This is a genomic window from Sphingorhabdus sp. (assembly GCF_035329025.1).
Lineage (GTDB): Bacteria > Pseudomonadota > Alphaproteobacteria > Sphingomonadales > Sphingomonadaceae > Sphingorhabdus_B.
This window is the reverse complement of sequence record NZ_DAOLHN010000037.1, coordinates 1-24,241: the sequence shown is the minus strand read 5'-3', so window position 1 is coordinate 24,241 and position 24,241 is coordinate 1. Positions and strand designations below refer to the sequence as shown.

Annotated in this window: 23 protein-coding genes and 1 pseudogene; 8 read left to right on the top strand and 16 right to left on the bottom strand. The window is 57.1% G+C overall.

Going from position 1 to position 24,241, the window contains the following annotated elements; translation table 11 throughout:
- The first annotated feature begins 188 nt into the window (after window positions 1-188).
- Window positions 189-2,225, top strand: a complete 2,037-nt coding sequence (locus tag PKC81_RS11070; protein WP_324336038.1) for an elongation factor G — start codon at window positions 189-191, stop codon at window positions 2,223-2,225.
- A 116-nt stretch (window positions 2,226-2,341) separates the two neighbouring features.
- On the opposite strand, the gene recA is transcribed toward PKC81_RS11070, so the two are convergent.
- From recA to dapA, 6 genes are all read right to left on the bottom strand, one after another.
- Entirely contained in the window at window positions 2,342-3,439 is a 1,098-nt protein-coding gene (recA, locus tag PKC81_RS11065) for a recombinase RecA (RefSeq protein ID WP_324336036.1), read from the bottom strand.
- A gap of 139 nt (window positions 3,440-3,578) precedes the next feature.
- Window positions 3,579-5,882 carry a response regulator gene (locus tag PKC81_RS11060; protein ID WP_324336050.1) on the bottom strand — a complete coding sequence of 768 codons (2,304 nt, stop codon included), beginning with the start codon at window positions 5,880-5,882 and terminating at the stop codon, window positions 3,579-3,581.
- Window positions 5,883-6,005: 123 nt separating this feature from the next.
- Window positions 6,006-8,054 carry a M13 family metallopeptidase gene (locus PKC81_RS11055; protein WP_324336034.1) on the bottom strand — a complete coding sequence of 683 codons (2,049 nt, stop codon included), beginning with the start codon at window positions 8,052-8,054 and terminating at the stop codon, window positions 6,006-6,008.
- Between the two features lie 76 nt (window positions 8,055-8,130).
- Window positions 8,131-8,697 carry a DUF2062 domain-containing protein gene (locus tag PKC81_RS11050; protein WP_324336032.1) on the bottom strand — a complete coding sequence of 189 codons (567 nt, stop codon included), beginning with the start codon at window positions 8,695-8,697 and terminating at the stop codon, window positions 8,131-8,133.
- Window positions 8,694-9,179 carry an SsrA-binding protein SmpB gene (gene smpB / locus PKC81_RS11045; protein WP_324336030.1) on the bottom strand — a complete coding sequence of 162 codons (486 nt, stop codon included), beginning with the start codon at window positions 9,177-9,179 and terminating at the stop codon, window positions 8,694-8,696. Before smpB ends, PKC81_RS11050 begins: the two co-directional genes overlap by 4 nt.
- A complete protein-coding gene (gene dapA / locus PKC81_RS11040; protein WP_324336028.1) occupies window positions 9,179-10,054 on the bottom strand; it encodes a 4-hydroxy-tetrahydrodipicolinate synthase in 876 nt (291 codons plus the stop codon). Before dapA ends, smpB begins: the two co-directional genes overlap by 1 nt.
- 98 nt (window positions 10,055-10,152) lie before the next feature.
- On the opposite strand from dapA, the gene PKC81_RS11035 reads away from it, so the two are divergent.
- Both PKC81_RS11035 and greB read left to right on the top strand, forming a co-directional pair.
- On the top strand, window positions 10,153-12,156 hold the full coding sequence (locus PKC81_RS11035; protein ID WP_324336026.1) for a lytic transglycosylase domain-containing protein: 2,004 nt from the start codon (window positions 10,153-10,155) through the stop codon (window positions 12,154-12,156).
- A gap of 10 nt (window positions 12,157-12,166) precedes the next feature.
- Window positions 12,167-12,655 (top strand): transcription elongation factor GreB, encoded by a 489-nt coding sequence (greB, locus tag PKC81_RS11030; protein WP_324336024.1) that lies wholly within the window; start codon window positions 12,167-12,169, stop codon window positions 12,653-12,655.
- Here the strand turns inward: greB and PKC81_RS11025 are convergent.
- The 3 genes from PKC81_RS11025 to aspS form a co-directional block, all read right to left on the bottom strand.
- Window positions 12,637-13,425, bottom strand: coding sequence for a polyphosphate kinase (locus PKC81_RS11025; protein WP_324336022.1), 789 nt, complete (start codon window positions 13,423-13,425; stop codon window positions 12,637-12,639). The two genes, greB and PKC81_RS11025, sit on opposite strands and share 19 nt — an antisense overlap.
- Window positions 13,426-13,487: 62 nt before the next feature.
- Window positions 13,488-14,357 (bottom strand): alpha/beta hydrolase, encoded by an 870-nt coding sequence (locus PKC81_RS11020; RefSeq protein ID WP_324336020.1) that lies wholly within the window; start codon window positions 14,355-14,357, stop codon window positions 13,488-13,490.
- On the bottom strand, window positions 14,354-16,135 hold the full coding sequence (aspS, locus tag PKC81_RS11015) for an aspartate--tRNA ligase (protein ID WP_324336018.1): 1,782 nt from the start codon (window positions 16,133-16,135) through the stop codon (window positions 14,354-14,356). Before aspS ends, PKC81_RS11020 begins: the two co-directional genes overlap by 4 nt.
- A 107-nt stretch (window positions 16,136-16,242) precedes the next feature.
- Between aspS and rnd the strand changes: the two genes are divergently transcribed.
- Window positions 16,243-17,421 carry a ribonuclease D gene (rnd, locus tag PKC81_RS11010; protein ID WP_324336016.1) on the top strand — a complete coding sequence of 393 codons (1,179 nt, stop codon included), beginning with the start codon at window positions 16,243-16,245 and terminating at the stop codon, window positions 17,419-17,421.
- The gene (locus PKC81_RS11005; RefSeq protein ID WP_324336014.1) at window positions 17,418-17,723 is read left to right on the top strand and encodes an I78 family peptidase inhibitor; all 306 of its coding nucleotides are present in this window, start codon (window positions 17,418-17,420) and stop codon (window positions 17,721-17,723) included. The genes rnd and PKC81_RS11005 overlap by 4 nt, the downstream gene beginning before the upstream one ends.
- On the opposite strand, the gene PKC81_RS11000 is transcribed toward PKC81_RS11005, so the two are convergent.
- Together PKC81_RS11000 and PKC81_RS10995 are read right to left on the bottom strand one after the other, a co-directional pair.
- Window positions 17,720-18,307 carry a DnaA/Hda family protein gene (locus PKC81_RS11000; RefSeq protein WP_324336012.1) on the bottom strand — a complete coding sequence of 196 codons (588 nt, stop codon included), beginning with the start codon at window positions 18,305-18,307 and terminating at the stop codon, window positions 17,720-17,722. The two genes, PKC81_RS11005 and PKC81_RS11000, sit on opposite strands and share 4 nt — an antisense overlap.
- 34 nt (window positions 18,308-18,341) lie before the next feature.
- A complete protein-coding gene (locus PKC81_RS10995; RefSeq protein ID WP_324336010.1) occupies window positions 18,342-19,574 on the bottom strand; it encodes a heavy-metal-associated domain-containing protein in 1,233 nt (410 codons plus the stop codon).
- 61 nt (window positions 19,575-19,635) lie between these two features.
- Between PKC81_RS10995 and purM the strand changes: the two genes are divergently transcribed.
- Genes purM through PKC81_RS10980 form a run of 3 tightly spaced genes read left to right on the top strand, consistent with a single transcriptional unit; the run spans window position 19,636 to window position 22,095 of the window.
- A complete protein-coding gene (gene purM / locus PKC81_RS10990) occupies window positions 19,636-20,730 on the top strand; it encodes a phosphoribosylformylglycinamidine cyclo-ligase (RefSeq protein ID WP_324336008.1) in 1,095 nt (364 codons plus the stop codon).
- Entirely contained in the window at window positions 20,723-21,667 is a 945-nt protein-coding gene (gene purN, locus PKC81_RS10985) for a phosphoribosylglycinamide formyltransferase (protein WP_324336006.1), read from the top strand. The genes purM and purN overlap by 8 nt, the downstream gene beginning before the upstream one ends.
- Entirely contained in the window at window positions 21,664-22,095 is a 432-nt protein-coding gene (locus PKC81_RS10980; protein ID WP_324336004.1) for a GNAT family N-acetyltransferase, read from the top strand. The genes purN and PKC81_RS10980 overlap by 4 nt, the downstream gene beginning before the upstream one ends.
- A 14-nt stretch (window positions 22,096-22,109) precedes the next feature.
- Here PKC81_RS10980 and PKC81_RS10975 read toward each other — a convergent pair whose 3' ends face one another.
- From PKC81_RS10975 to PKC81_RS10955, 5 genes and pseudogenes are all read right to left on the bottom strand, one after another.
- On the bottom strand, window positions 22,110-22,352 hold the full coding sequence (locus PKC81_RS10975; protein WP_324336002.1) for a hypothetical protein: 243 nt from the start codon (window positions 22,350-22,352) through the stop codon (window positions 22,110-22,112).
- Between the two features lie 105 nt (window positions 22,353-22,457).
- Complete coding sequence (gene ndk, locus PKC81_RS10970; protein ID WP_324336000.1) at window positions 22,458-22,880, bottom strand: nucleoside-diphosphate kinase; 423 nt, start codon at window positions 22,878-22,880, stop codon at window positions 22,458-22,460.
- A 104-nt stretch (window positions 22,881-22,984) separates the two neighbouring features.
- Window positions 22,985-23,476, bottom strand: a complete 492-nt coding sequence (locus PKC81_RS10965; protein WP_324335998.1) for a hypothetical protein — start codon at window positions 23,474-23,476, stop codon at window positions 22,985-22,987.
- A 62-nt stretch (window positions 23,477-23,538) separates the two neighbouring features.
- Entirely contained in the window at window positions 23,539-23,976 is a 438-nt protein-coding gene (locus PKC81_RS10960; RefSeq protein ID WP_324335997.1) for a DNA polymerase III subunit chi, read from the bottom strand.
- A gap of 12 nt (window positions 23,977-23,988) precedes the next feature.
- Window positions 23,989-24,241, bottom strand: a pseudogene (locus tag PKC81_RS10955) (leucyl aminopeptidase); the annotation flags it as partial.

Genomic DNA, 24,241 nt, shown 5'->3' with positions numbered 1-24,241 from the left:
TTTTGCACTTGCGACTCAGGTGGGATAGGCGCAGCATCTGTTGGTCAGGGACTGGCAAATACGCCTCGGCCATATCCCCCGATCCGGTCCTGACCTATTTGCCAGCCCCTGATGTTTTTGTTGCGCGTTGGCGCACATCCAACGCTGAAGGCTGCGCCGGCACGCTCCGCTTGAACAAGAGGAGACGAATGATGGCAAGCACCACCAAAGGAGCAAAAGTCACAGGCGTAAGGGCCGTGGCCCTGGTTGGACCCACCGGGGCCGGTAAAACCAGTCTGGCTGAAGCAATGCTATTCGCATCGGGCGCGATTTCCCGGCTTGGGTCGGTAGAGGCCGGAACCACAGTGGGCGATTCAAGCCCGGAGGCACGTGCACGGCGCGGATCAACTGAGATCAACCTGACCCGCTTCGAATATCTGGGCGACAAATTCGCGATTATCGACACGCCAGGCGCGGTCGGCTTTGCAGCCGATGGCTATGCCGCGCTGGGCAGCGCCGACATGGCAATCGTCGTCGTTGACCCGGAGCCGGAACGCGCCGCCTTGGCCGAGCCCATATTGCGGCGCCTTGATGCCTTGGGCATCCCGCACGCGGTTTTCGTCAACAAGATTGATGCAGCGCGCGGGCGCATCCATGACCTGCTTGAAGCGATGCAGCCGATGAGCGGCGCACCTTTGGTTGCCCGGCAAATACCGATCCGCGAGGGTGAAAAGATCACCGGCTTTGTCGATATCGCGCTCGAACGTGCGCACCGCTATGTGCCGGGCAAGGAGAGCGAGCGGATCGACATTCCGGCAGACCTTGCAGAACGCGAAGCCAGCGAGCGGTATCATATGCTCGAAACGCTAGCCGATCATGATGACGAGTTGCTCGAAACCCTGCTGATGGACGAACAGCCCAGCCTTGATCGCGTGCTCAAGGATTTGACGGACGAGGCGCGGGCCGGATGGGTAGTGCCGGTGATGTTTGGCTCGGCGCTGAACGGATTTGGCGTCCACCGCTTACTCAAAATGCTGCGTCACGAAGCACCTGCTGTGGAACTGGCTGCACAGCGACTGGGCACCAACGGCAAGGGCGTTCACGTGTTCAAAGTAGCAAATGGTGGCGCGGTTGGTCGGCTGGCGCTGGCGAGGGTTTTGGGCAATGGCCTGAGCGAAGGCGCGGACTTGACCGAAGACATCCGGGCTGGTGCATTATTTGCCCTTCAGGGGGACAAGACCAACAAACTGACTGCTGCCGAGGCCGGAGACATTGTTGCAATTGCAAAAGCTGATGCGGCGCAGGCTGGCATGATCTTCGGCAGATCCGGCGACAACGGCTCGGAACAATTGATTGACCTCCCGCCGCGTAATGCCACGATCGCTCTGCGCGCGAAGAACCGGCAGGATGATGTCAAGCTCTCGACAGCATTACACAAATTGGTCGAGGAAGACCCGGCGCTCGAATGGACGCAGGATGATTCCAGCCATGAAACATTGCTGCGCGGGATCAATGACGAACATCTCAATGTCACGCTGCAACGGCTCAAACGGCGCTACGGCGTCGATGTCGAGACACATGCCCCTAGAATCGCCTATCGGGAATCGATCCGCAAAGGCGTGACCCAGCGTGGTCGGCACAAGAAGCAGTCGGGTGGGCATGGCCAATATGGTGATGTTGTGATCGAGGTCCGTCCACTGCCGTGCGGTTCGGGATTTGTCTTTGAAGAGAAGATTTCGGGCGGTGTAGTGCCAAAACAGTGGATACCCGCTGTAGAAGCCGGCGTGCGCGATGCCATGCAAAAAGGCCCACTGGGTTTTCCTGTGGTCGACGTGGCTGTGACTTTGGTCGATGGCAGCTATCACTCGGTTGACAGTTCCGAACTGGCTTTCCGATTGGCAGGCAAGCTGGCGATGAGCGAGGCGCTGGCACAGTGCCAGCCTTATTTGCTGGAACCGGTCGTACGTGTCGCCATTGCATCGCCGCCGGGAACGGGTTCCAAAATGGGTTCGGTCGTGTCGTCACGGCGCGGGCAGATTTTGAATCTGGGCGCGCATCCCGATTGGCAGCGCTGGGACATGGTTGAGGCGCATATACCTATGGCCAGCCTCAACGGACTTGACGCCGAGCTACGTTCGCTGAGTCAGGGGCTCGCTACCTTTACAGCGGAATTCGACCATCTATCCGAACTGTCCGGTAAGCTGGCCGATGATGTGGTGAAACAGGCAACGCTCGAACCAGCCTGAAGCGCCACAAATAAATTGGCCCGCCCCGGGGTGGTCCAGGGCGGGCCGGTTGCGCACCGATCAGGCGTGGTGCGCTATCGGCTCCTTGGGAGAGAGCCTTGGGGGTTAGTTGACGCTCATTCGTCGATTTCGCCGCTATCCTCATCGTCGGCACTGGGGCCAACCATCATTTCCTCGGCCACCTCGTCGGTCTTGTTACGGATCGACGCCTCGAGCTTCGCAGCCATTTCAGGATTTTCCTTGAGCCAGATTTTGGCGTTCTCACGGCCCTGCCCGATGCGGATCGAGTCATAGCTGAACCAGCTACCCGATTTCTCGACAAGCCCCGCCTTGACGCCGATATCCAGCAACTCACCGGTCTTCGAAATGCCTTCGCCATACATGATGTCGAACTCAACCTGCTTGAACGGTGGAGCCACCTTGTTCTTGACGACCTTCACCCGGGTGGTGTTGCCAACAATATCTTCCCGATCCTTGATCTGGCCGGTACGGCGAATGTCGAGACGGACCGAGGCGTAGAATTTGAGCGCATTTCCGCCGGTTGTGGTTTCAGGCGAACCATACATCACGCCGATCTTCATGCGGATCTGGTTGATGAAGATCACCATGCAATTCGAACGGCTGATTGACCCGGTAATCTTGCGCAATGCCTGCGACATCAGACGGGCCTGCAAACCAACATGGCTGTCGCCCATCTCGCCTTCGATTTCAGCCCGCGGTACCAAAGCCGCCACCGAATCGATCACGAGAATATCGACCGCATTCGAGCGCACCAGCGTATCGGCAATTTCGAGCGCCTGTTCGCCGGTATCAGGCTGCGAAACGATGAGGTTGTCGATATCGACCCCCAGCTTCTTCGCATAAGCCGGATCGAGCGCATGTTCGGCGTCGATGAAAGCCGCCGTCCCGCCAGCCTTCTGCGCTTCGGCAATGGCGTGCAAAGTCAGTGTTGTTTTGCCCGAGCTTTCCGGGCCGTAAATTTCGATGACGCGCCCTTTGGGCAGGCCACCAATACCAAGCGCGATATCCAGACCCAGCGAACCTGTAGAAATCGCCTCGATCTGGATCGCCTCACGACTGCCCAGCTTCATTGCCGATCCCTTGCCGAAAGCACGATCAATCTGGGCTAGCGCAGCTTCGAGCGCGCGTTCACGTTCTGCGTTATTCATGTTTTTTGCCTGATCCCCATTAATGACTTTAAGACTTGCTGCCATTGTTCCACTCCTTGGATAGCGTGTTCGGTTCCGATATTCTCACCACCAGAACATTACCGGAACTGACGATTATGTATCGCCTTTGTTCTCATAGAACAAGAGTGGAACAGTAAATTAAATTCTTTTATATTCAATACCTTCACTTTTTAAGAGCATTTTTCACTGCCTCAGCAATCTGCTGCACCGAAAATGGCTTGGGCAGGAAGTGCACATTGTCGAGATTGATTGACTGCCGTAATTGCTCTTCGGCGTAACCCGACATGAACAATATGCGCACGTCACCATAATCGGCACGCAATTTCCGCGCCATTGCCGGCCCATCCATATTGGGCATCACAACATCGGAAACGATGAGGTCATAGCGCTTGCCATCGGCAAAATGCTGCAACCCTTCCTCGCCATCGCGCGCCGTCTCGACAACATAGCCCTGCCGCGTCAGCGCACGTTCGGCAACTGCGCGCACCATATCCTCATCCTCAACAAGCAGGATTGTGGCATTGCCCCACATCTCTTCGGGTTCGGGAGCCGCTGCCTCTTGCTTCACAGATGGAGGTGCCGAAACGCTGCCCGAATAAGTCGGGAGGTAAATGTCAAAGCGGGTACCCTTGCCGATTTCGGAATCGGCAAAGATGAAACCACCCGACTGCTTCACGATGCCGTAAACGGTGGACAGGCCGAGACCGGTCCCCTTCCCCACTTCCTTGGTTGTGAAAAAGGGCTCGAAAATCTTGCCCAAATGTTCTTTGGCGATGCCTGTGCCACTGTCCGATACCGACAACAGCGCATATTCCCCAATCGGCAGTATCTCGCTGCGCATCGCACGCACATCTGAAGGTGAAACCGGCTTTGTTTCGATGCGGAGTGTACCACCTTTGGGCATGGCATCGCGTGCGTTCACGCCTAAATTGATGATCACCTGTTCCAACTGACCCGGATCGGCGCGCACCGCACCAATCCCGCGCATATGGTTCACCTCCAGCTGGACGCTCTCGCCCAGAAGGCGTTTGAGGAGGTGTGAAACCTCCGCAACTACGTCGGGCAATTGGAGGATCTGCGGTCGTAACGTCTGTTGGCGTGAGAAAGCGAGCAATTGCCGTGTCAGGCTGGCAGCACGGTTGGAGTTGTTCTTGATTTGCTGGATATCATCATAATCACTGTCGCCTGGAGGATGGCGTAACAGCATCAGATCGCAATAACCGATAATCGCGGTCAGGATATTGTTGAAATCATGCGCAACCCCGCCGGCCAACTGCCCCACCGCCTGCATCTTGGTGGCCTGTGCCACCTGCCGCTTGAGCTTGGTTTCTTCGCTATTGTCCTTCAGACCAAGCAGCACGGCAGCACTGCCAAAGCCACGCAGACCCGCGATAGAAAGTGCAATCGCTTCGTCAGGCTGGTCTTTCAGCCGGACAGCAATATCTCCCGACATCGACTGCCCACCGGCATAACGCCGCACTGTATCCGAAACCGCGGCTTTATCTTCAGGAACAACAAGATCGCCCGGATAAGGCGGCAGCTTTTCATGCTCTACCCCTGCCACACGCATGAAAGCATCATTGGCAAAGAGGAAGCGCCCATCCCGATCTACAAGCGCCAGCCCGAGCGGCAGATTCGAAAGTAATTGTTCGACATGCACCTGGCCCGCGCTGTCTGCCACACCGCGCCCGTCATCGTCTATCGCGAGCAAAACGGCGGCCCCTTCTGCTCCATCGTTCGCCAACGGAACGTGCAGCAACCGCACTGGAGATGCATGTTTGCCTTCGCGCGTGAAATAGACGCTGCCCTTGTCGTCTACATGCAGCAATGCCGCACATTCCCGGTTGGATATATTGGCAGTTTCGCTGCCAGCCGCGCGCAAGGCAAAAGCCGGGTTTGAAGATCGGATGCGGCCCTCGGGGCCCACGGTCACAGCCATCACACCCGCCATGGCTAACGCCCGTCCGATTCGTCCGCCGACCAAATCAATCGCCTGCGCCTCGATGCTCAGCGTTTCCACCGGGGCAAAGCGCCACAGCAAAAATTCGTCCGCCGCGCCGGTTCGCATTACTTCGACCCGATAATTTGTTCCGCGCTTTGCAATCGCGTCGATATGGGCCCGGCCGTCGCGCCAGGCTGTGCGGCCAGCCTTGAGCAGCAACTCACGCTCAGCCTCACCAAGGCCTAAATCGGGCGGAGCCTGCAGCCCTTCGAACCAGAGGTTGAAACGGCCATTGGCACAAAGCAGACGTCCTGCCCGGTCGCTCACGGCTACAGCTGCACGATCCAGTTCGATAGCAGAATAGGTGACAGACCAATCAGGGGGGGCGGTTTCGCTTTCCTTGGCTGCCGGTCGCTGGATACGAGAAGCAACCAGCAAAAATCCACCAAGGCCGATCAAGCCAGCAGCGGTAACTGCCAACATCATTGCATCGCCCGTAACTATCCAGACAAGCAATAATGACAGCGCGACGGACGCTGCAATTATGCCAAGATGCAGTCTGTCGGCGTCGGCAGCCTCGCCACCTTCGCGTCCCGTTTTCCCGAATTGCGAAGTTGGAAGGCTGCCAGCCAATTTAGGGTTCCTTGTTTACCAGATGCGAACGCGTGCCCCCGGTGCGAGGTACAGTTTCTGTCCTTCTTTCGGCTGGAACGCCTCATACCATTTGTCAAGGTTGCGTACCACCCAGACCCGCTGTTCGGATGGGCTGTGCGGGTCGGTTATCAACCGGTTTCTGAGATTGGCCTCGCGATAGTTGCGCCGCCACACCTGCGCCCAGCCCAGAAAGAAGCGTTGATCACCTGTATATCCATCAATCACCGGCGCCGCTTTCCCGCCCAGTGAGGCCTTGTAAGCTTCATAAGCAACGGTCAAGCCGGCCAGATCACCGATATTTTCGCCAAGCGTGAATTCGCCTTTCACATTAGCGCCGGGGAAGATTTCATAGGCGTCATATTGCTTGATCAGGGCTTCGCTCGCTTTCTTGAAAGCAGCTACGTCGGTTTCGGTCCACCAATCCGACAGACGACCATTCTGGTCATATTTCGAACCTTGGTCATCGAAATGGTGGCTGATTTCGTGACCGATAACGGCACCGATGCCGCCATAGTTGATCGCCGGATCGGCCTTTGGATCAAAGAAGGGCGGTTGCAAAATCGCGGCCGGAAAGACGATTTCATTCATGCTGAAATTGGCATAGGCATTGATCGTCTGTGGCAGCATGCCCCATTCCCAGCGGCGGATGGGTTGACCTAGCTTACTGATATTGTCGGCAAAACCGAATTCATTGGCTCGCATGGCATTGCCGAAAGCATCACCTTTCACGATCTTCAGCTTGGCGTAGTCATGCCACTGATCGGGATAGCCAATCTTGGTCGTGAAATTGGCTAGTTTTTGTTTCGCCTTGACCTTTGTTTCGGGCTGCATCCAATCGAGCCCCTCGATGCGACGTCCCATTGCAGCCACAACGTTGCGGACAAGCTCATTCGCTGCAGCCTTGGTCTCGGGTGGGAAATATTGGGCGGCGTAAGCTTTGCCGATTTCATCGGTCAACGCGCCTTCGACGAAACCGATACCGCGTTTCCAGCGCGCCTGTTGCTGCGGCGTTCCGGCTAATGCCGTTCCGTAAAAAGCGAATACCGTGTCGTCGACAGACTTGGGTAACGCGCCTGAATAATTGGCAAGCGCAGCAACAAGCATCTGGTCCTTGAAAATGCCGATATCCGAATCGGCAAAGATCTTGGCGGTTCCGGCAACGGCGCTTGGCTGGGCGACCAGCACATCGCTGATTTTCGGGCTGATTTTCGTAAGCATTGCCGACATGCCAATTTGCGGAGCCAGCGCATCAAGTTCGGCTAGTGACAATTTGTTATAAACCTTGGTCGCATCCGAACTTTCTTCGCGCGTCCACTGCACTTCGGCGATCTTCTTTTCAGTTTCGAAAATGGCGTTGGCTCGCGCTTCGGCATTTTTTTCACCGGCATGCATCAGCATTTTTGTGAGATAGGATTTGTACGCGGTTCGAATTTCTTCAAACTTCGGATTATCGACCAGATACATGTCGCGGTCGGGCAATCCCGTTCCGCCCTGAAAAATCTGGAAGATATAGGCGTCAGGATTCTTGTCGTCCTGACCGACAAATCCGCCAAACAGTGCGCCTACACCCTTCGGTGCCAAAGTCGGCAAAAGCGCTTCGAACTGTTTGTGCGTTTTAACCGCACGAACCTGCTTCAGGATGGACTGGATTGGCGCGAGCCCCTTTTTCTCGATCGCCGCTTCGTCAAGATAGGTTGCGTAAGCGACACCCATCTTGCTTTTGGGATCTTTGGCGGCTGCTTCCAGCAGGCCCTTCACTCGCTCCTTCGATAAATCGTCAAGCTTGGTGAACATGCCATAATTGGATTTGTCCGCAGGAATTTCGGTCGTTTTCAGCCATTCGCCATTGGCAAATAGATAAAAATTGTCACCCGGCGCGGTAGCGCGATCCATGCCCTTTTCATCGAAACCGAAGGTACCAAGTTCAGGTCCTTCATTGGCAGCGGTGGTTTCCCCTGCAGTATTTGCTACGGCAGGCGAAGCAGCGGCTATGGCTGAAAGCGAAACGCTAGCGATCACCGCCAGCTTCCTGAATGAAATCATCGTTGAAAACTCCCCAGTTGGAAACGAGTCCGTTCCGACTCGCAATGGGGACAACTAACCAGAATATCGGATCAAATTAATGCCCTGATCCACCAGTGGCATGTGCCTTCGACCGACGACGCCATTTGCTGCCAATCCGCCAGCGCCAAAACCATGCAGCAACCAGATAGCCGATAGCGGCGCTCACCACCGAAATCACTGCCAATCCGACCACCATGGCCGGCGCAGCGTCTGAAAGCAGCCAGGTTAGCCATTCGGAAATAGGTGCGCCAGCGTCAATGAGCTTCTGAAACTGGAAAATATCCGCTTTCAAATGCAGCAAACCATTTCCAACATAGACTGACGCAGCCAATATGAAAGGTGTGGTTGCGGGCATGCTGAGAAAGGTCATAGCCGCGCCCAAGGGAATGTTAGCCCGCACAGGAAGCGCTAAAAGCGCAACCCCGACAATTTGTACGCCCGGGATCAAAAGGAAAATGCCTACCAGCAACCCCAACGCGACGCCGCGCGGCACCGATCGGCGGGTAAAACGCCAAAGTGCAGGATGGAAAACACGGTGAGCAAATGGACGCAAGAATCGGCTCCGCTCGAAACTCTCCCGAGACGGTGCCTGTTCATGGATCCACTTCGTCAAACCGTTCATCCGCGTTCCCGCATTATCCTTCCCTGTTCGCGCTTCCAGTCGCGTTCTTTTTCGGTCGCCCTTTTGTCCGGCGCTTTCTTGCCTTTGGCGAGGGCCAGTTCGACCTTCGCTCGCCCACGACTGTTAAAATATATGGACAGTGGAACCAATGTCATCCCCTGCCGGGCCACTGCGCCGTGTAATTTATTAATCTCGCGGACATTAAGGAGCAATTTACGGGGCCGCTTGGGTTCATGGTTGAACCGGTTTCCGTGGCTGAATTCTGGGATATTGGCATTCACCAGCCAGATTTCGCCGCCGTCCTTCACTTCAGCATAGCTCTCCGCGATCGATCCTTCGCCGAACCGCAGCGATTTTACCTCGGTGCCGGTGAGCGCGATCCCGGCCTCATATTTATCCTCGATATGGTAATCATATCGCGCGCGCCGGTTTTCGGCGACGACTTTGGTCTTCTGAAATGCTTCGGGTTTGGGGCGGGCCATCAAATCAGTCCTGCGATCTCCAGCGCCGCATCGACGGTCGCCTTGCTGGCGGCCGATGCAGGAATGAGCGGCAGGCGCATCTCCTCGGGGAAGCCCTGTATGACCCGCGTCATTGCATATTTGACCGGCCCGGGCGATGCATCAGTAAACAATGCTGTATGAAGAGGATGGAGGCGATCATTCAGTTCGCGCGCCAACTGATAATCACCATTAGCGCAGGCCGACTGGAATTCGGCACACAGTTTTGGCGCCACATTTGCTGTTACCGAAATGCAACCGACTCCGCCTGCAGCATTGAACGCCAGGGCCATGTCGTCATTGCCTGACAATTGACAGAAGTCGACGCCGCACCCCAGGCGGTGCTCCCCGACACGGGCAATCTGTCCACTCGCATCCTTCACACCGACAATAGTCGGTATTTCGGCCAGTCGTGCCAGCGTTGCAGGCTGGATGTCAGTCACAGTGCGCGCGGGAACATTATAGACAATGATAGGAAGATCGCTTTTCTCCGCAAGATGCGCATAATGGGCGTAAATTCCGTCCTGATTGGGTCGATTATAGTAGGGCGCGACGACGAGCGCAGCGGCTGCTCCTTCCGCCTTCGCAAATTCCATGTGGCGCACAGCGGTCGCGGTATCGTTCGAGCCGCACCCTGCGATAACGGGAACGCGCCCGGCGGCCTGTTCAATGCAGATTGAAATAACCCGATAATGCTCGTCAAACGACAAGGTCGGTGCTTCACCAGTCGTTCCGCACGGGACAAGTGCAGACGAACCCTGCTCGATTTGCCAATCCACCAGCGCACGAAAATGCGACTCGGAAAACGTTCCGTCGCAAAAAGGAGTCACCAGAGCCGGTATTGAGCCCGTAAACATGGAAATCGCCTTCAAAACTAGCCAAATAGACCGAATTAAATGTTCAATGGACCGCAGGGGTGCATGGTTCATCGCCCACTAAGGAGGCAGCCCTTAATATGTCGCGCATGGTAAAGCACCTGATTTCCGCTTCGCTGCTGGCAATTCCAGCTTCTGCATTCGCCGCCACTACGCCCGAGGCGCCCGAGATCATCTGGCGGACAGGGATTGGTGAGGCCAGCAATGTGCCCACGGCGATGGTCGATCCCAGCGGTGGCAACGTGCCCGCCGCGCTTCAGCGCTGGCGGATGTTAAGCCAATCGGGCCAATACAGCTTTTCCGAATATGCGTCATTCCTGATGACCTATCCGGATTGGCCCAATACCGACGAAATGAGCCGAAATGCCGAACAGGCGATCAATGTTCTGAGTTGGTCACCCAATCAGGTAGTCGCCTATTTTGATCGTCTTGAGCCGACAACCAATGGCGGTCGCGCAAAATTCGCGCTGGCTCTCGCGGCAACGGGAGACAAGGCACGTGCAGAACAATGGGGCCGCCGCGCATGGCGCGAAGGCCCGTTGACCGACGATGACGAGAATCGTGTTTTCCAGTTGATGGCTGGCAAGCTGACCGCTGCCGATCATGACGTGCGCACCAGTCGTCTGCTATGGTCCAATGCAACTCGTGCCGCGCAGAAATGGCTGCCCTACACCTCATCCGAACGCCGCCCGGTTCTGGAGGCGCAATTGGCGTACGAGCTGAAGGCGCCTGATGCCGCCGCAAAATTTACGGCGGTTGGCCCGCTCGGCCTATCAGATGCCGGACTTTTGATGGAACGCGTTGCAGCCCTTCGCGCCTCGGGCAACAGCCGGGCTGCGCGCGAGTTGCTCGCCAACCGTCCGACATTATCCGCACCCCCGCATGTCGCGCGCGACTGGCTGAAGGTGCTGTTGACCAATGCCGAAGCAGCTGAAACCGATGGCCAATTTGATATGGCCTATCGGATTGCATCCAAGCTGACTGATGCTTTCTCCGCAGGCACTGACATTACCAAGCTCGACCTGTCGACCCGTGATACCTACACCAGTCTCGCCTGGCTGGCAGGCGAAGCGGCCTATTACAAATTGGGCCGACCACGTGAAGCTATCGAGGCCTTCAAGCTCTACACTGCGGGTGCGCGCACACCGCAAACCCGTGCAAAAGGACTCTATTGGGCCGGTCGCGCCGCCAAAAAGGCCGGTGACCAGCAATTGGCCCAACAATATTTTACCGAAGCGGCACGCTTCTATGATTTCTTCCACGGGCAGTTGGCTCTGGAGGCACTAGGGAGGCCGTTACCCCCAGTTCCGGCGGCACCCGCCTTGCCGCAATTGGCAGCCAACGCGGTACCGCCGACTTATACGGCTGCTCGCATGTCATCCTCCTTCCCCGGCTGGCGGGACTCGAACAGTTTCATGCGCGCACTTTCCAACTCGGCGAAAACCGAGAGCGATTTCAAGAATCTGTTCGCATGGTCTAACCTCATCGGACGCCCCGACCTGTCGGTCATCGCAGCACGCAGTGCAAGGATCGAAGGGCACGACGGCCTGATCCGCCTTGGCTATCCTACCGTCGCGGTTCCGCCGGAGCATACGAACAACTGGACCTTCATCCACGCCATTGCACGGCAGGAAAGCCAGTTTGACCGCAACGCTACCAGCCATGCGGGTGCCCGCGGGCTGATGCAGTTGATGCCCGGAACCGCGCGCGAGACATCTGGCAAAATCGCCCTCGCCTACCGCCCGGAGGCGCTCAACAGCGACACCAACTATAATATCCAGTTGGGTTCGACCTATTTCCAGCGCATGTTGAGCTATTACAACGGCAGCTATCCCCTCGCAGTAGCGGCCTACAACGCCGGGCCGGGCAATGTGAACAAGTGGCTGGCGCGCAACGGCGATCCGCGCTCGGGCGGCATCGACATTCTTGATTGGATCGAGCAGATTCCGATTTTCGAAACACGCAACTATGTGCAGCGCGTGCTCGAGAATGCGGTGATGTATGACCATCTTAATCCGGACAAGGCACGCTATCGGAACAATACACCGCTCAGCCACTATCTGGGTCGCCGGTCAGTCGGCTGAACCCAGTCTTATGAGCGAACGGACAAACCCCATCACCCCGCAGGGGTTCGCCAGTCTGCGCGTCGAATATGAACAATTGTTCGCAGTCGAACGACCCAAGGTTGTCGAGATCGTCAGCTGGGCCGCCGGCAATGGTGACCGCAGCGAGAATGGTGACTATATTTATGGACGTCAGCGCCTGCGCGAAATCGACCGCAGGCTGGGCAAACTGTCACGCCAGATGAAATTTGCAAAAGTGATCGACCCGTCCAATCAGGGCGACCGCAGCCGCGTGTTCTTTGGCGCAACTGTCACGCTGGCCGACGAAGATGATAATCATCGCTTTGTGACGATCGTAGGCGACGATGAGGCCGACGCTACAGCTGCACGAATTGGATGGAACTCACCACTTGCAAAGGCGTTACGCGGTGCCCGTATCGGCGATTTGCGGACCGTTCAATTGCCCGGCGGCCCTAAGGAATGGGAAATCGTCGGGATCGATTATCCGTCACCCTCCTGAGCCCCAAAACATGCAGCGGCCAGTTGCTTGATCTCGGCGCCGATCTCGGGGAATTCGTCCGGGATGGAACGCGACAGCTCTTCGGCAATATATTTTAGCACGGCGATACGCGCCGCTTTCTGATTGTTGCCGTCAAAGACCTTCCAGGCCGCCTCGGGTGTGTCGGTCTTCGCCAGCATGTCTTCGATCGCTTCAATATAGGCACCGCGCTTTTCCCGGTTGCGAAAATCCTCTTCCGTGACTTTCCAGCGTTTTGCCGGAGTTTCCAATCGCTCTTTCAAAACCTTGTCTTGCGACTTCTGCGTCACATGCAGAAATATCTTTATGATTTTGGTACCAATTTCCGTTTGCCGCTGCTCAAACTCGTTGATCTCGTCATAGCCCCGACGCCATTCGACCTCGCTACAAAAGCCCTCAACCCGCTCGACCAGAACCCGGCCGTAATGGCTTCGGTCGAGAACCGAAATTTCCTTGGCGCGGGGTAGCTTGTTCCAAAAGCGCCATAGGAAATGGCGTTCTTTCTCTTCCGGCGTCGGCGCACTGATCGGATAGACCTGAAAATAGCGCGGATCCCATTGCGCAGTCAGCCGCTTGATCGCGCCGCCCTTCCCCGCCGCATCCCAGCCTTCGAAGACAATCAGCGTACGGCAACCATGGATGATGTGCAGCGCCTGCAGTTCGGCAAGACGATCCTGCAACTGTTTCAGGTCGCCGTCATAGTCACCCGCATATTTCGGGCCTTCTTCAAAGTCGGAAAGGTCAATTTTCATCTCTGGGTAGCCTTCTATTGCAGGCTAATTATGACGCGTTGCTGCCAACCTTCAAATAATATTCAGCTCAAAGGAACCAGCTTCCTCACCAACTCGGCCAACCGGTCCGGTTCTTCCATCGGGATGAAGTGCGAAACCTCGTTCCAATGGATGTCAGTTGCTCCCGGAATATGCGTCGCCAAATCTGGCGCGGTCGGACTGATTGAAAAATCCATGGGTCCAGCGCGTTCGGCGTTACGGGCGCGAAGAACAGTAGTGGGGCACTTAATCTCACCGACCCAGCCATAGGGATTGTTCCGCCAAGATCCCATATAGGCCGAAGCCTCCAGCACCGGCGGACAGGCAAGTTCCAGACCCTCACCACTTTCGGCTGGTACCAGCCCGTAACGGCAATAATCGGCAAGCACTTCAGTTCTCCAATGCGCATAAGGCTCGCGATTGGCGAAATGTGCGGTCATTTGCTCGGCGCTTTCCCATGCGTTGCGGCGCCGCGCTACCGGATGGTCGCTTGGATTGCCAGGTTCGACCGCATAGGTTGCCGGCGTCATCATCACCGGATCGACGAGCAGCAAGCCGGCGATCTTCTCGGGCACCAACACAGCGGTTCTTGCCGCTACATAGCCGCCCATGCTGTGGCCGATAGCGAAGATGGGATCATTCAGCTTTGCCTGCACAAAGGCTGCTACATCGTCTGCTGTCGCCAGCCAGTCCGACAGAGATTCCGGTCGATAGCTACGACCATGGCCGCGCAGATCCAGCGCGATATAATGCCAGTCAGAGGGCAACGCCTTAATTGTCGCATCCCAGCAACGGCCGTGAAAACCGGTCGCGTGTAACAGCAGCACCGTCGGGTGATTCCCTGCACTGCCCCATTCGAACCAGCACAACTCCCCGCCCGGGGCCGCGAAACGATGTTCGACCGGCTGGTTCAACCCTTTGGCTGCTCCACCACACGGATATGCAGTTCGCGCAACTGTTTGAACATCGCAGGCGACGGCGCGCCCATCAGCAGGTCTTCAGCCCTCTGGTTCATCGGGAACAGCGTAATTTCGCGCAGATTCTGCACGCCGCAAAGCAGCATCACCATGCGGTCGACACCTGCCGCCATCCCGCCATGCGGCGGCGCGCCATATTGGAAGGCGCGGTACATGCCGCCAAAGCGTTCCTCGACGTCGGCCCGTGTCAAACCGGTAAGTTCAAACGCCTTCACCATCAAGTCAGGATGCTGGTTGCGGATCGAACCCGATGCCAGCTCATAGCCGTTGCAAACCATATCATATTGATAGGCCTTGATGGTCAACGGATCTTGCGTTTGCAGGGCTTCTAGACCGCCTTGCGGCATCGAAAAGGGATTGTGCGCGAAATCGACCTTCTTCTCGTCTTCATCCCATTCGTAGAAGGGGAAGTCGATGATCCAGCAAAAGCGGAAGGCATCTTGCTCAACGATTTCAAGCTGTTCACCAACACGGGTACGCGCGGCACCGGCCAGTTTGGCTGCCTGCTCTTCTTTCCCGGCGGCAAAGAACGCACCGTCATCGGGGCCAAGGCCTAGCGCGTCGAACAGCGCCGCCATTTTCTCTTCGCCATGGTTCTTGGCGATCGGGCCGCCAAACACTCCCCCTTTACGGGTGACATATCCGAGGCCTGCATGACCTTCGCTGCGAGCCCAATCGTTCATGTCATCGAAGAATTTGCGGCTCTTTTCTGCCGTAGCTGGCGCCGGTATCAGGCGTACCACACCACCGGTGCCAACAATCTTTTCGAACAGTCCAAAGCCCGAAATGCGGAACTCTTCGGTGACATCGCGGATGATCAGCGGGTTCCTGAGGTCCGGTTTGTCGGTGCCGTAATCGAGCATCGCCTTGGCATAGGGTATCCGCGGAAACTCGCCTGCCGGCGTCACCTTACGCCCATTGGCAAAGGTTTCGAAGATGCCAGCCATGACGGGCTCCATCGTTTCCCAAACCTCTTCCTGCGTAACAAAGCTCATTTCGAGATCGAGCTGGTAGAATTCGCCCGGCAGTCGATCGGCGCGCGGGTCTTCGTCGCGGAAGCAGGGCGCTATCTGGAAGTAACGGTCAAAACCCGCAACCATCAGCAACTGCTTGTACTGCTGCGGCGCCTGCGGAAGTGCGAAGAATTTACCGGGATGGATGCGGCTGGGTACCAGGAAATCGCGCGCACCTTCAGGCGAAGAAGCGGTGAGGATAGGAGTCGAAAATTCGGTAAATCCGATCTCTTCCATCCGCTTGCGTGTTTCGCGAATGATCGCAGTGCGCGTCATGATATTGGCGTGCAGCGTTTCGCGACGCAGGTCGAGGAAGCGAAATTTGAGGCGGATTTCCTCGGGATATTCCTGCTCGCCTGCGACCGGCAAGGGCAGTTCTTCTGCCTTGCTCAGCACGGTTACATTGCGTGCAAAAACTTCGATCTCACCTGTCGGAAGGTTCGGATTGACGGTAGCTTCGCTGCGCGCCTTTACCTCGCCATCAATGGTGACGACGCTTTCAAGGCGCAGGCCTTCGAGCACTGGAAGCGCCGGACTGTCACTATCCGCAACAATCTGCGTCATGCCATAATGGTCGCGCAGGTCGACGAACAGGACGCCGCCATGGTCGCGTTTGCGGTGCACCCAGCCCGAGAGGCGGACAGTTTCACCGACGTGCGAAGCGCGCAATTCTGCGCATTTATGGGTACGATAAGCGTGCATGATGGGTCTTTGTTGTTTGTGTTTTCGACAGGAAAATATGAACGCGGCGCTAGACCCTTGCAACGCCCCTTTGTCAAGTTGCGAATGGCTGTTATGGGCGGCCTTGCATGCAGATTCATCCACTCATCACCGATAGCAAACAACTCGCCGAGTTTTGCGCCCGCATATCGAAATCCGATTTTGTCGCGGTCGACACCGAGTTCATGCGCGAAAACACCTATTATCCAGAGCTTTGCCTGGTGCAGCTTGCCGATGTGAACGAAGCTGCGGCGGTAGATCCGAAGGCCGATGGCCTCGACCTTACGCCGATGCTCGATCTGATCTGCAACAACGAAGATGTGCTGAAGGTTTTCCATGCAGGTGGGCAGGATATCGAAATCTTCTTCAACCTGACCGGACGGACACCGCATCCGTTGTTCGACACCCAGATTGCCGCCATGGCACTGGGGCAAGGTGAGCAGATCGGTTATTCAAACCTTGTCGACCTGTGGCTTGGAATCCACCTCGACAAAGGTGCACGCTTTACCGATTGGTCGCGTAGACCATTGGACAAGCGGCAGATTGATTATGCCATCGGTGACGTTACCCATCTCGCCGACATTTTCCCAAAAATGCTCGAAAAGCTGGTCAAAACAGGGCGCGGCGAATGGCTGAATGACGAGATGGAGCGGCTGGCCGACGCCGACAACTATCGCAACGACCCCGAAACCATCTGGCGGCGTATCAAGATGCAGTCGCGCAAGGCGGATGTTCTCGGTCGCCTGAAAGCGTTGGGCGCGTGGCGGGAACGTGAGGCACAGCGCAAGAATATCCCCCGCGGCCGGATCATGAAGGACGAGACGATCGCCGATATCGCCTCGCATCCGCCCAAGGCGCAGGCTGACCTCCCCAAAGTGCGAGGTCTATCCCCCGCTTGGCGCGATAACGAAATTGGCGCGCGATTGATGGCGACGCTGGCCGATGCCGAACCTTTATCGAAAGAGGAAATGCCGGATCGAAACCATAATGGAACCGGCGGCGGTAAAGAAGGCGCGCTGGTTGCCGATCTCCTCAAACTGCTTCTGAAAATCCGTTCACGCGAGATCAACGTTGCCTCGCGCCTAATCACGCGTAGCGAAGAGCTGGAGAGGCTGGCTGCGGGCGACCGCGAGGGCCTCGAATTGCTCAAAGGCTGGCGTTATGAGCAATTCGGGCATGATGCGCTCGACTTGGTCGAAGGGCGGCTCGCTTTCGCTGTCGTCAATGGAAAGCTGAAAATGACGCGTACGGAGGAAGCCGAGACATGAAATTGGCCCTGATGCTACCCTTTGCACTCGCTTCGCTCTCTGGCTGCATACCGGCCGCAGAAAATGCCGAGACTGGCCAGAATCCGCCTGAGCTCTCTGGTTCCTGCGATGCCAGCAGTCTGGCTTATGCGGTTGGAAAAACGTTGAACCAAGAGCTTGAAGCAAAGCTGAAAAGCGAGGCCAAAGCGTCTGTGGTTCGGGTGGCGCCACATGATGGCGTCATTACGATGGATTACAGCCCTGCAAGGCTCAATATATTCACGGACGAAGCCAGCAAGATTATCCGAATCAACTGCGGTTAAGCGGGCATCAAGCGGCGTACAAGTGGCAGAGTAATCGCCGAACCTTCCGCCAGTGCCAATGCGTTCGCCTTTTTGGCGAAATCCTCGACTGCGGCGTGACTGCGCTCAATCCTGCGGACGACGAAGGCCAATGCCTCCGGGCCGATGGAAGTGCCCCGGTCGCGCAGGAATTTGAGCAGCAATTGTTCGGCAAGCTCATCATCCAGCTCGCCAATTTCGAGCAACTGTGCCGCACCAATTCGCGAGCGCAAATCGGGGAGTTCGATGTTCCATTCACCGGGCGCTTTGCCCGAAACCAGCAACAACGCTTCACCCGAATTTTTGGCGGCATTCCATTGATGAAACAGGTCCTCGGCCGACAACCGATCGGCATCATCGATTACCCTGCCACTCTGCACCGAAAAATAGCGTGCCATCAGGCTTTTACCCGACCGCGCAGGTCCCAGCAGCAAGGCACAATGTCCGGGCCAACTGGCGCTATTGCCAAGAGCTGCAAAAGCAATTGCGTTTGACGGCGTGACGATCAGACAATCGTCGGTCCGGTCCGGATTGAGTTCGTCGAAGGGAAGCGCAATCTGTTTCATACTGGCCTGGCCGCGCGTTGGCGACCTCTCAACCTTACCGGAAACCGCGCGCCTGTAGCGCTGCATTCAGCGCTGCTGGATCACCTTGGAAGGTTACGCGCATTACGGACGTCCCGCCCAGTGCGAGGCTGGTGGTCGAAACTGAACGCACGCCCGGAATACCGCGCAGCGCAGCTTCCGCGCGATCCACTGCTTCGGGATTGGGCGTACTGACCTGGACATTGACCGTCACTTGCTGCGCTGGCGTGGCGGTCGTCTGGCTCCCCCCCTGCTCGCCTTCCGCGCGACCGGAAACCGAATCGACCGCTGCCGCCAACGGATCTTCGCTTTCGGCTTCGGTTTCTTCTTCCAGTTCCTCCAGATCTTCTTCGTCAATTTCTTCCAGCAGCAGCGACGCTTCGGCGCGCAGGCGGCCTGCAGCAAAGGCCTGTTGCAGCATTCCGTCCATTTTGCGCACACCGTCGGCCATCATGGCCGGGATGCCTTCCGCATTTTGTGCACGCAGCGTGAAACTACCGAGAAAGCGGTTTTCAGGGCCGTAACGGGCGGCGAATTTGCCGATGACTGGACCACCCGGATATTGCCGTTCCAGCCGGACAATAGGATAAATCACATCTGCCGCGCCAAATTGATCCAGGATCACGCGCCACCAAGTGCGACTGCGCCGATCCATCTGTCCTGCGTTAAGGAGCAACGACTCCCCGCCGCCACCAAAAGGCCGGACATAGTCTATCATGCTGTCGGCCGTGCGGAACTTCGCCCAAGCCGCCTGCCAAGGCGTCTGTCGTTCAAAGACATAAGGCGATCCATTGCTGTACATCACTGGTATCAGCAGCAAAGGCGCAGACTTGCGGCCAACGCCTTTAACGCCGAGCAGTTGCCCTGCGCGCGCCCTGTCAAAAGAGACCCCCAATTTGGCGATATAACGGCGCGGGCCGATCTGTTCTTCTTCAACGATTATGGCAGAGACGATGCCATCGAGCGTCGAATCTGACAGCGACGAACCGGAGCCGCCATGGGTCTTCGCCCACAACATGCTCCACGCCTTGCGCTGTGCTTCTTCCCATCCGGCGCGACGTGCCTCTTCGGCATTTTTACCCGTGGTGTTCACAATGACACCCGTCACTTCAAAGTCACCATTGCTGGCAATCGGCGGAATTCCGCGCTTTGGCCCCTCTATCTGCGCATGCACCAATACGCCGCTGCCGACGAGTAGCGGCACCGCCAGCGCATATTTCCACAGAGACTTTGAAACCCGAACCCTCATTGCGCGCCTTTTGGCGACTTATGATTGGAAATCCAAGGGGGAAGTCGCTAGCGGCGGTAAAATGAGCGACAATGAGTCTTATACTTACGCCAAAGCAGGCGTTTCGATCGAAACTGGTAACGCGTTGGTGCGCGCAATTGCGCCACTGGCAAAGGCGACGCGGCGGGCGGGGGCGGATGCCGATCTGGGCGGTTTCGGCGGATTTTTCGACCTGAAGGCCGCCGGTTTCAACGATCCGTTGCTCGTTGCCGCCAATGACGGCGTTGGCACCAAGCTTAAACTCGCAATCGAGAGCGGGAAGCATGATGGCGTCGGTATCGATCTGGTCGCGATGTGCGCCAATGACCTGATCGTGCAAGGTGCCGAACCGCTCTTCTTCCTCGACTATTATGCCACCGGCAAACTTGACAATGATGTCGCGACCTCCGTGGTCGCGAGCATTGCGGAGGGCTGCAAGCAGGCAGGCTGCGCGTTGATCGGCGGCGAGACGGCCGAAATGCCGGGAATGTATTCAGATGGCGACTATGACCTTGCCGGCTTCTGCGTCGGCGCAGTCGAGCGCGATCAAGTGCTCACCGCCGACAGGGTCGCAGAGGGCGATGTCATCCTCGGACTTGCCTCTTCCGGCGTCCATTCGAACGGCTTTTCGCTGGTGCGCCGCCTCGCGGCTGACAAGGGTTGGAAGCTGGATCGCCCTGCCCTGTTCGATATCGATACACTGTTGATCGACGCGCTGATGGCACCCACACGCATTTATGTGAAATCACTCTTGCCTTTGGTTCGTGCAGGTAAGGTGCACGCGATGGCGCACATAACTGGCGGCGGTCTGCTCGAAAACATCCCGCGCGTGCTGCCTGACAGGTTACATGCGCATGTCGATGCCGACGCATGGGCGCAGCCAAGGCTTATGTCGTTCCTGCAGGCACAGGGCAATATCGAGCCAGAAGAAATGGCGCGCACCTTTAACTGCGGGATTGGTATGGCGATAGTTGTCGCTGAAGCCGATGTCGCGGATGCGGTTGCAGGACTCGAAGCTGCTGGCGAAACCGTTTTCCGCATCGGGCACATCGCCAAAGGCGATAAAGGCTGCACCGTCAATGGCTCGATCGAGACCTGGAGTGCCAAGGCCGATTGGAGCGCGACGCATCATGGCTAAGGCCCGTGTCGCCGTGCTGATTTCGGGGACAGGAACCAACATGGCGGCGCTGCTTTATGCGGCGAAGGCGGATGACTGCCCTTATGAGATTGTTCTGGTCGCCAGCAACAACCCCGATGCCGCGGGACTGAAACTGGCAGAGGCGGAAGGGATCGCCACCTTTGCCCATTCGCACAAAGGCCTCAGCCGGGAAGCGCATGACGACATCATGCACGAGGCACTGGTTGCGGCGAAAACCGACTATGTCGCGCTCGCCGGCTATATGCGCATCCTCTCCCCCGAATTTGTCGGACAATGGGAAGGCCGGATGCTCAACATCCACCCAAGCCTGCTCCCCAAATATAAAGGCCTACATACTCATGAACGGGCTATCGAGGCAGGCGACAGCCATGGCGGGTGCAGTGTGCACCTCGTCACTGCCGAACTCGACGATGGTCCGATCTTGGGCCAGACGCCGGTCGCGATCCTGCCCGGCGACACCTCTGACAGCCTCGCCGCGCGGGTTTTGATTGCGGAACATCAGCTCTATTCACGGGTGCTGAGCGACTATGTCGCTCGCGAAACTTCACCCGATTTTCTGGTACAGCAAGTCCGCGAAAGGGCCATGGCGCTGCCTGAGGCGGACGAGGTCGTAAGTCACGGCATGCCATGCTTCGGTATCATCAAAGGCAAGAAATTTGCCTATGTCAGCCTTGACCACCACGGCGATGGCAAGACCGCTCTGCTCGTAAAAATTAGTGGCCCGGACGAGCAGGCCCAATTGATTGAGATCGATAGCGAACGCTATTACCGGCCAGCCTATTTCGGCGATGGCTGGATAGCCATGCGACTGGACCTCGGCCTCAACGACTGGGACGAAATCGACCGATGGCTCGCCCGAAGCTGGCATGCGGTTGCGCCGAAGAAGCTGGCAGCGCTGGCAGAGTTCATCGCATGAGCGCTATTCTCTGTCGCTCTGAAGCTGCTGACGTTGCAGACCTGCACCGCATCAGACTGTCCGTCCGGGAAAACCGATTGACCGATCCATCGCGGCTGGGAGAGGCTGACTACCTTCCGTTCATATATGGACATGGCGAAACCTGGCATGCCATGGTCGAAGGACAGATCGCGGGGTTTGCCGCACTCGATCATCATGACAAGTCGGTCTGGGCGCTTTTCGTAGATCCTACCTTTGAAGGTATCGGGCTAGGCAAATTGTTGCTGACCAAGTTGGTCGATCAGGCCCGTGCGGCGGCTATACCCACCCTCAGTCTGGTCACCACACCTGGAACCCGCGCAGAATCATTTTATTTGCGGAATGGCTGGCAAGCCGATGGTTTGACCGAGAGCGGCGAGTGCAGGCTGATCATGAACCTACATGGCTAGTGTCGATGAGAGCTCTAAAGCTCGCTCTCGTCCACCATTGGCCTGCTCTCCCGCGTCCCGCGATACCGTGCATCGGGTTCGTTCTCACCGGGTGAAATGATTACAAAATCCTCGTTCACCTCCAATAAGGTGCCAACGAACGGGAAGTCGGCAAGGCTGCCGGTTACGCGATAGCTCACCGTATCGCCGACCTTGAAGGTCGCAGGGTCGAAATTGAACTGAAAGGGGCAGTCTTCGCCCTCACCCATTCCCAGCATGCGCGTCTCCTCTTTGCCAACCGAATAACGCGTGTTTTGGCGGGTGCAACAAAAAGGGCCGCCCGATTGCGCGGACGGCCCTTTCAAATTAGCCTGATGGCCAGCTTAGCCGACGATTTCTTCCGGCTTGAAGAAGTAGGCGATTTCGATCGCCGCATTCTCGTCGCTGTCGCTGCCATGGACGGTGTTTTCACCGATCGAAAGCGCGTGGGTCTTCCGGATCGTGCCTTCAGCGGCTTCTGCCGGATTGGTCGCGCCCATGATGTCGCGGTTGCGGGTGACGGCGTCTTCGCCTTCCAATACCTGGACGACAACGGGTTCGCTCATCATGAATTCGACCAGTTCGCCGAAGAAGGGGCGTTCCTTGTGGACCGCGTAAAAGCCTTCGGCCTGTTCTTTGGACATGTGGATGCGCTTTGAGGCAACGACGCGCAGGCCGGCTTCTTCCAGCATCTTGGTGACGGCGCCGGTCAGGTTGCGACGGGTTGCGTCGGGCTTGATGATCGAAAAGGTGCGGGTAACCGCCATGGGAGAACTCCATTTGCTGGGGGATTGAGATTGCGCGCGCCTCTAGCCGCCTAGCCGGACGAAGGCAAGTGCGAGAAACGTCGCTCAGTGCAGAGCTGCTATGCTTACTTCGTCTCGATAACTAACATAACTTGCGTTTTGCCTTCCCCACCCGGAGTAGCGGTGGCCACCAGCTTTTCGCCTGCTTCGTTTTCAGCCGAGAAACTGGCCATGTTGCCGGCAGCCGTTTCCTGGGACTTGGTCGTCATACCCCGTTTCGTCGCTTCGGCTTTGTAGAAGGCTGTAACTTTGTCGGGAGCATCTGGGGTGGTCATAGTCACCATCGCCCCACCTTTGCCATCGGGGCGATTCCCGGAGATGTTTGCCGTAACTGCTGCACCGGGATAAGCCGGTATTCCCAAAGGGAGGTCCTTTGCAGCGGCAGCACCTGTCGAGAACGTCGCGGTGGTGCCATCTTCGGCTTTGACCGTCGCTTCGTTTTGACCATTTTGGGTCAGTTCGACCGATTTTCCGTCAGAGGTAGTCACCGTTGTGGTTGGCTCTGAGCCACAAGATGCGATCATGGCGGTCGCAAATAGCAGGGTAAGTTTCTTCATCACATTCTCCCGAAATGGCTGCGACCCGATAGGCGTTCAGAATATCGCGGAAATTTTGAAGCTCAAGGGCCTTGCCGCCATTTGCCGCCATCCTGCTTCCAGTAGCGCCGCTCGACATCAGGCTTGTCGGCCAACGCACGCCAAGCCGCGCGGGCATTGTCGGTTTTGTCCGGCGGAAAAAGGTAAAAGGCACGGTCAAAGCCAAGCGCCTGATCGCGCCACTCGCCATCGGCGAGTGCAATCATGCGAGCACTGTTGGTAGCGACGGGTTCCCCCGCCAGCAGGACGGGTTGCAGACTATCGTCTCCCTCCCCGACCATTTGATGCGCAATGAAGCTCTCTGGCTTCGCATTCCACAGCGCCGTGGAAAGCTTTTCCAATTGCGAATTATCGCCGCTGACAACAAGAAGCCGACCGCCATCGTCCAGAATTTTCTGTGCGATGGCAGGGATGACCTGTTCCGCAGGATCGCGGGTCAATTGATAGAAATCGACCTGCATCGGCCTCTTCGACTAGGCTTCGTAATTGTCGGCCACAAAGCGGTCGAGCAGTCTCACACCATAACCGGTGGCACCCTTGGCCCAGGTCGGACCATCCTTGTCGCCCCATACGGTACCGGCAATGTCGAGATGCGCCCACTTCACGCCGTCCTGGATAAAACGCTGGAGGAACTGGGCAGCAGTAATCGAACCTGCATCGCGCGGACCGACATTTTTGATATCGGCAATCGGGCTGTCGATCAGCTTGTCATAGGCGGGACCAACC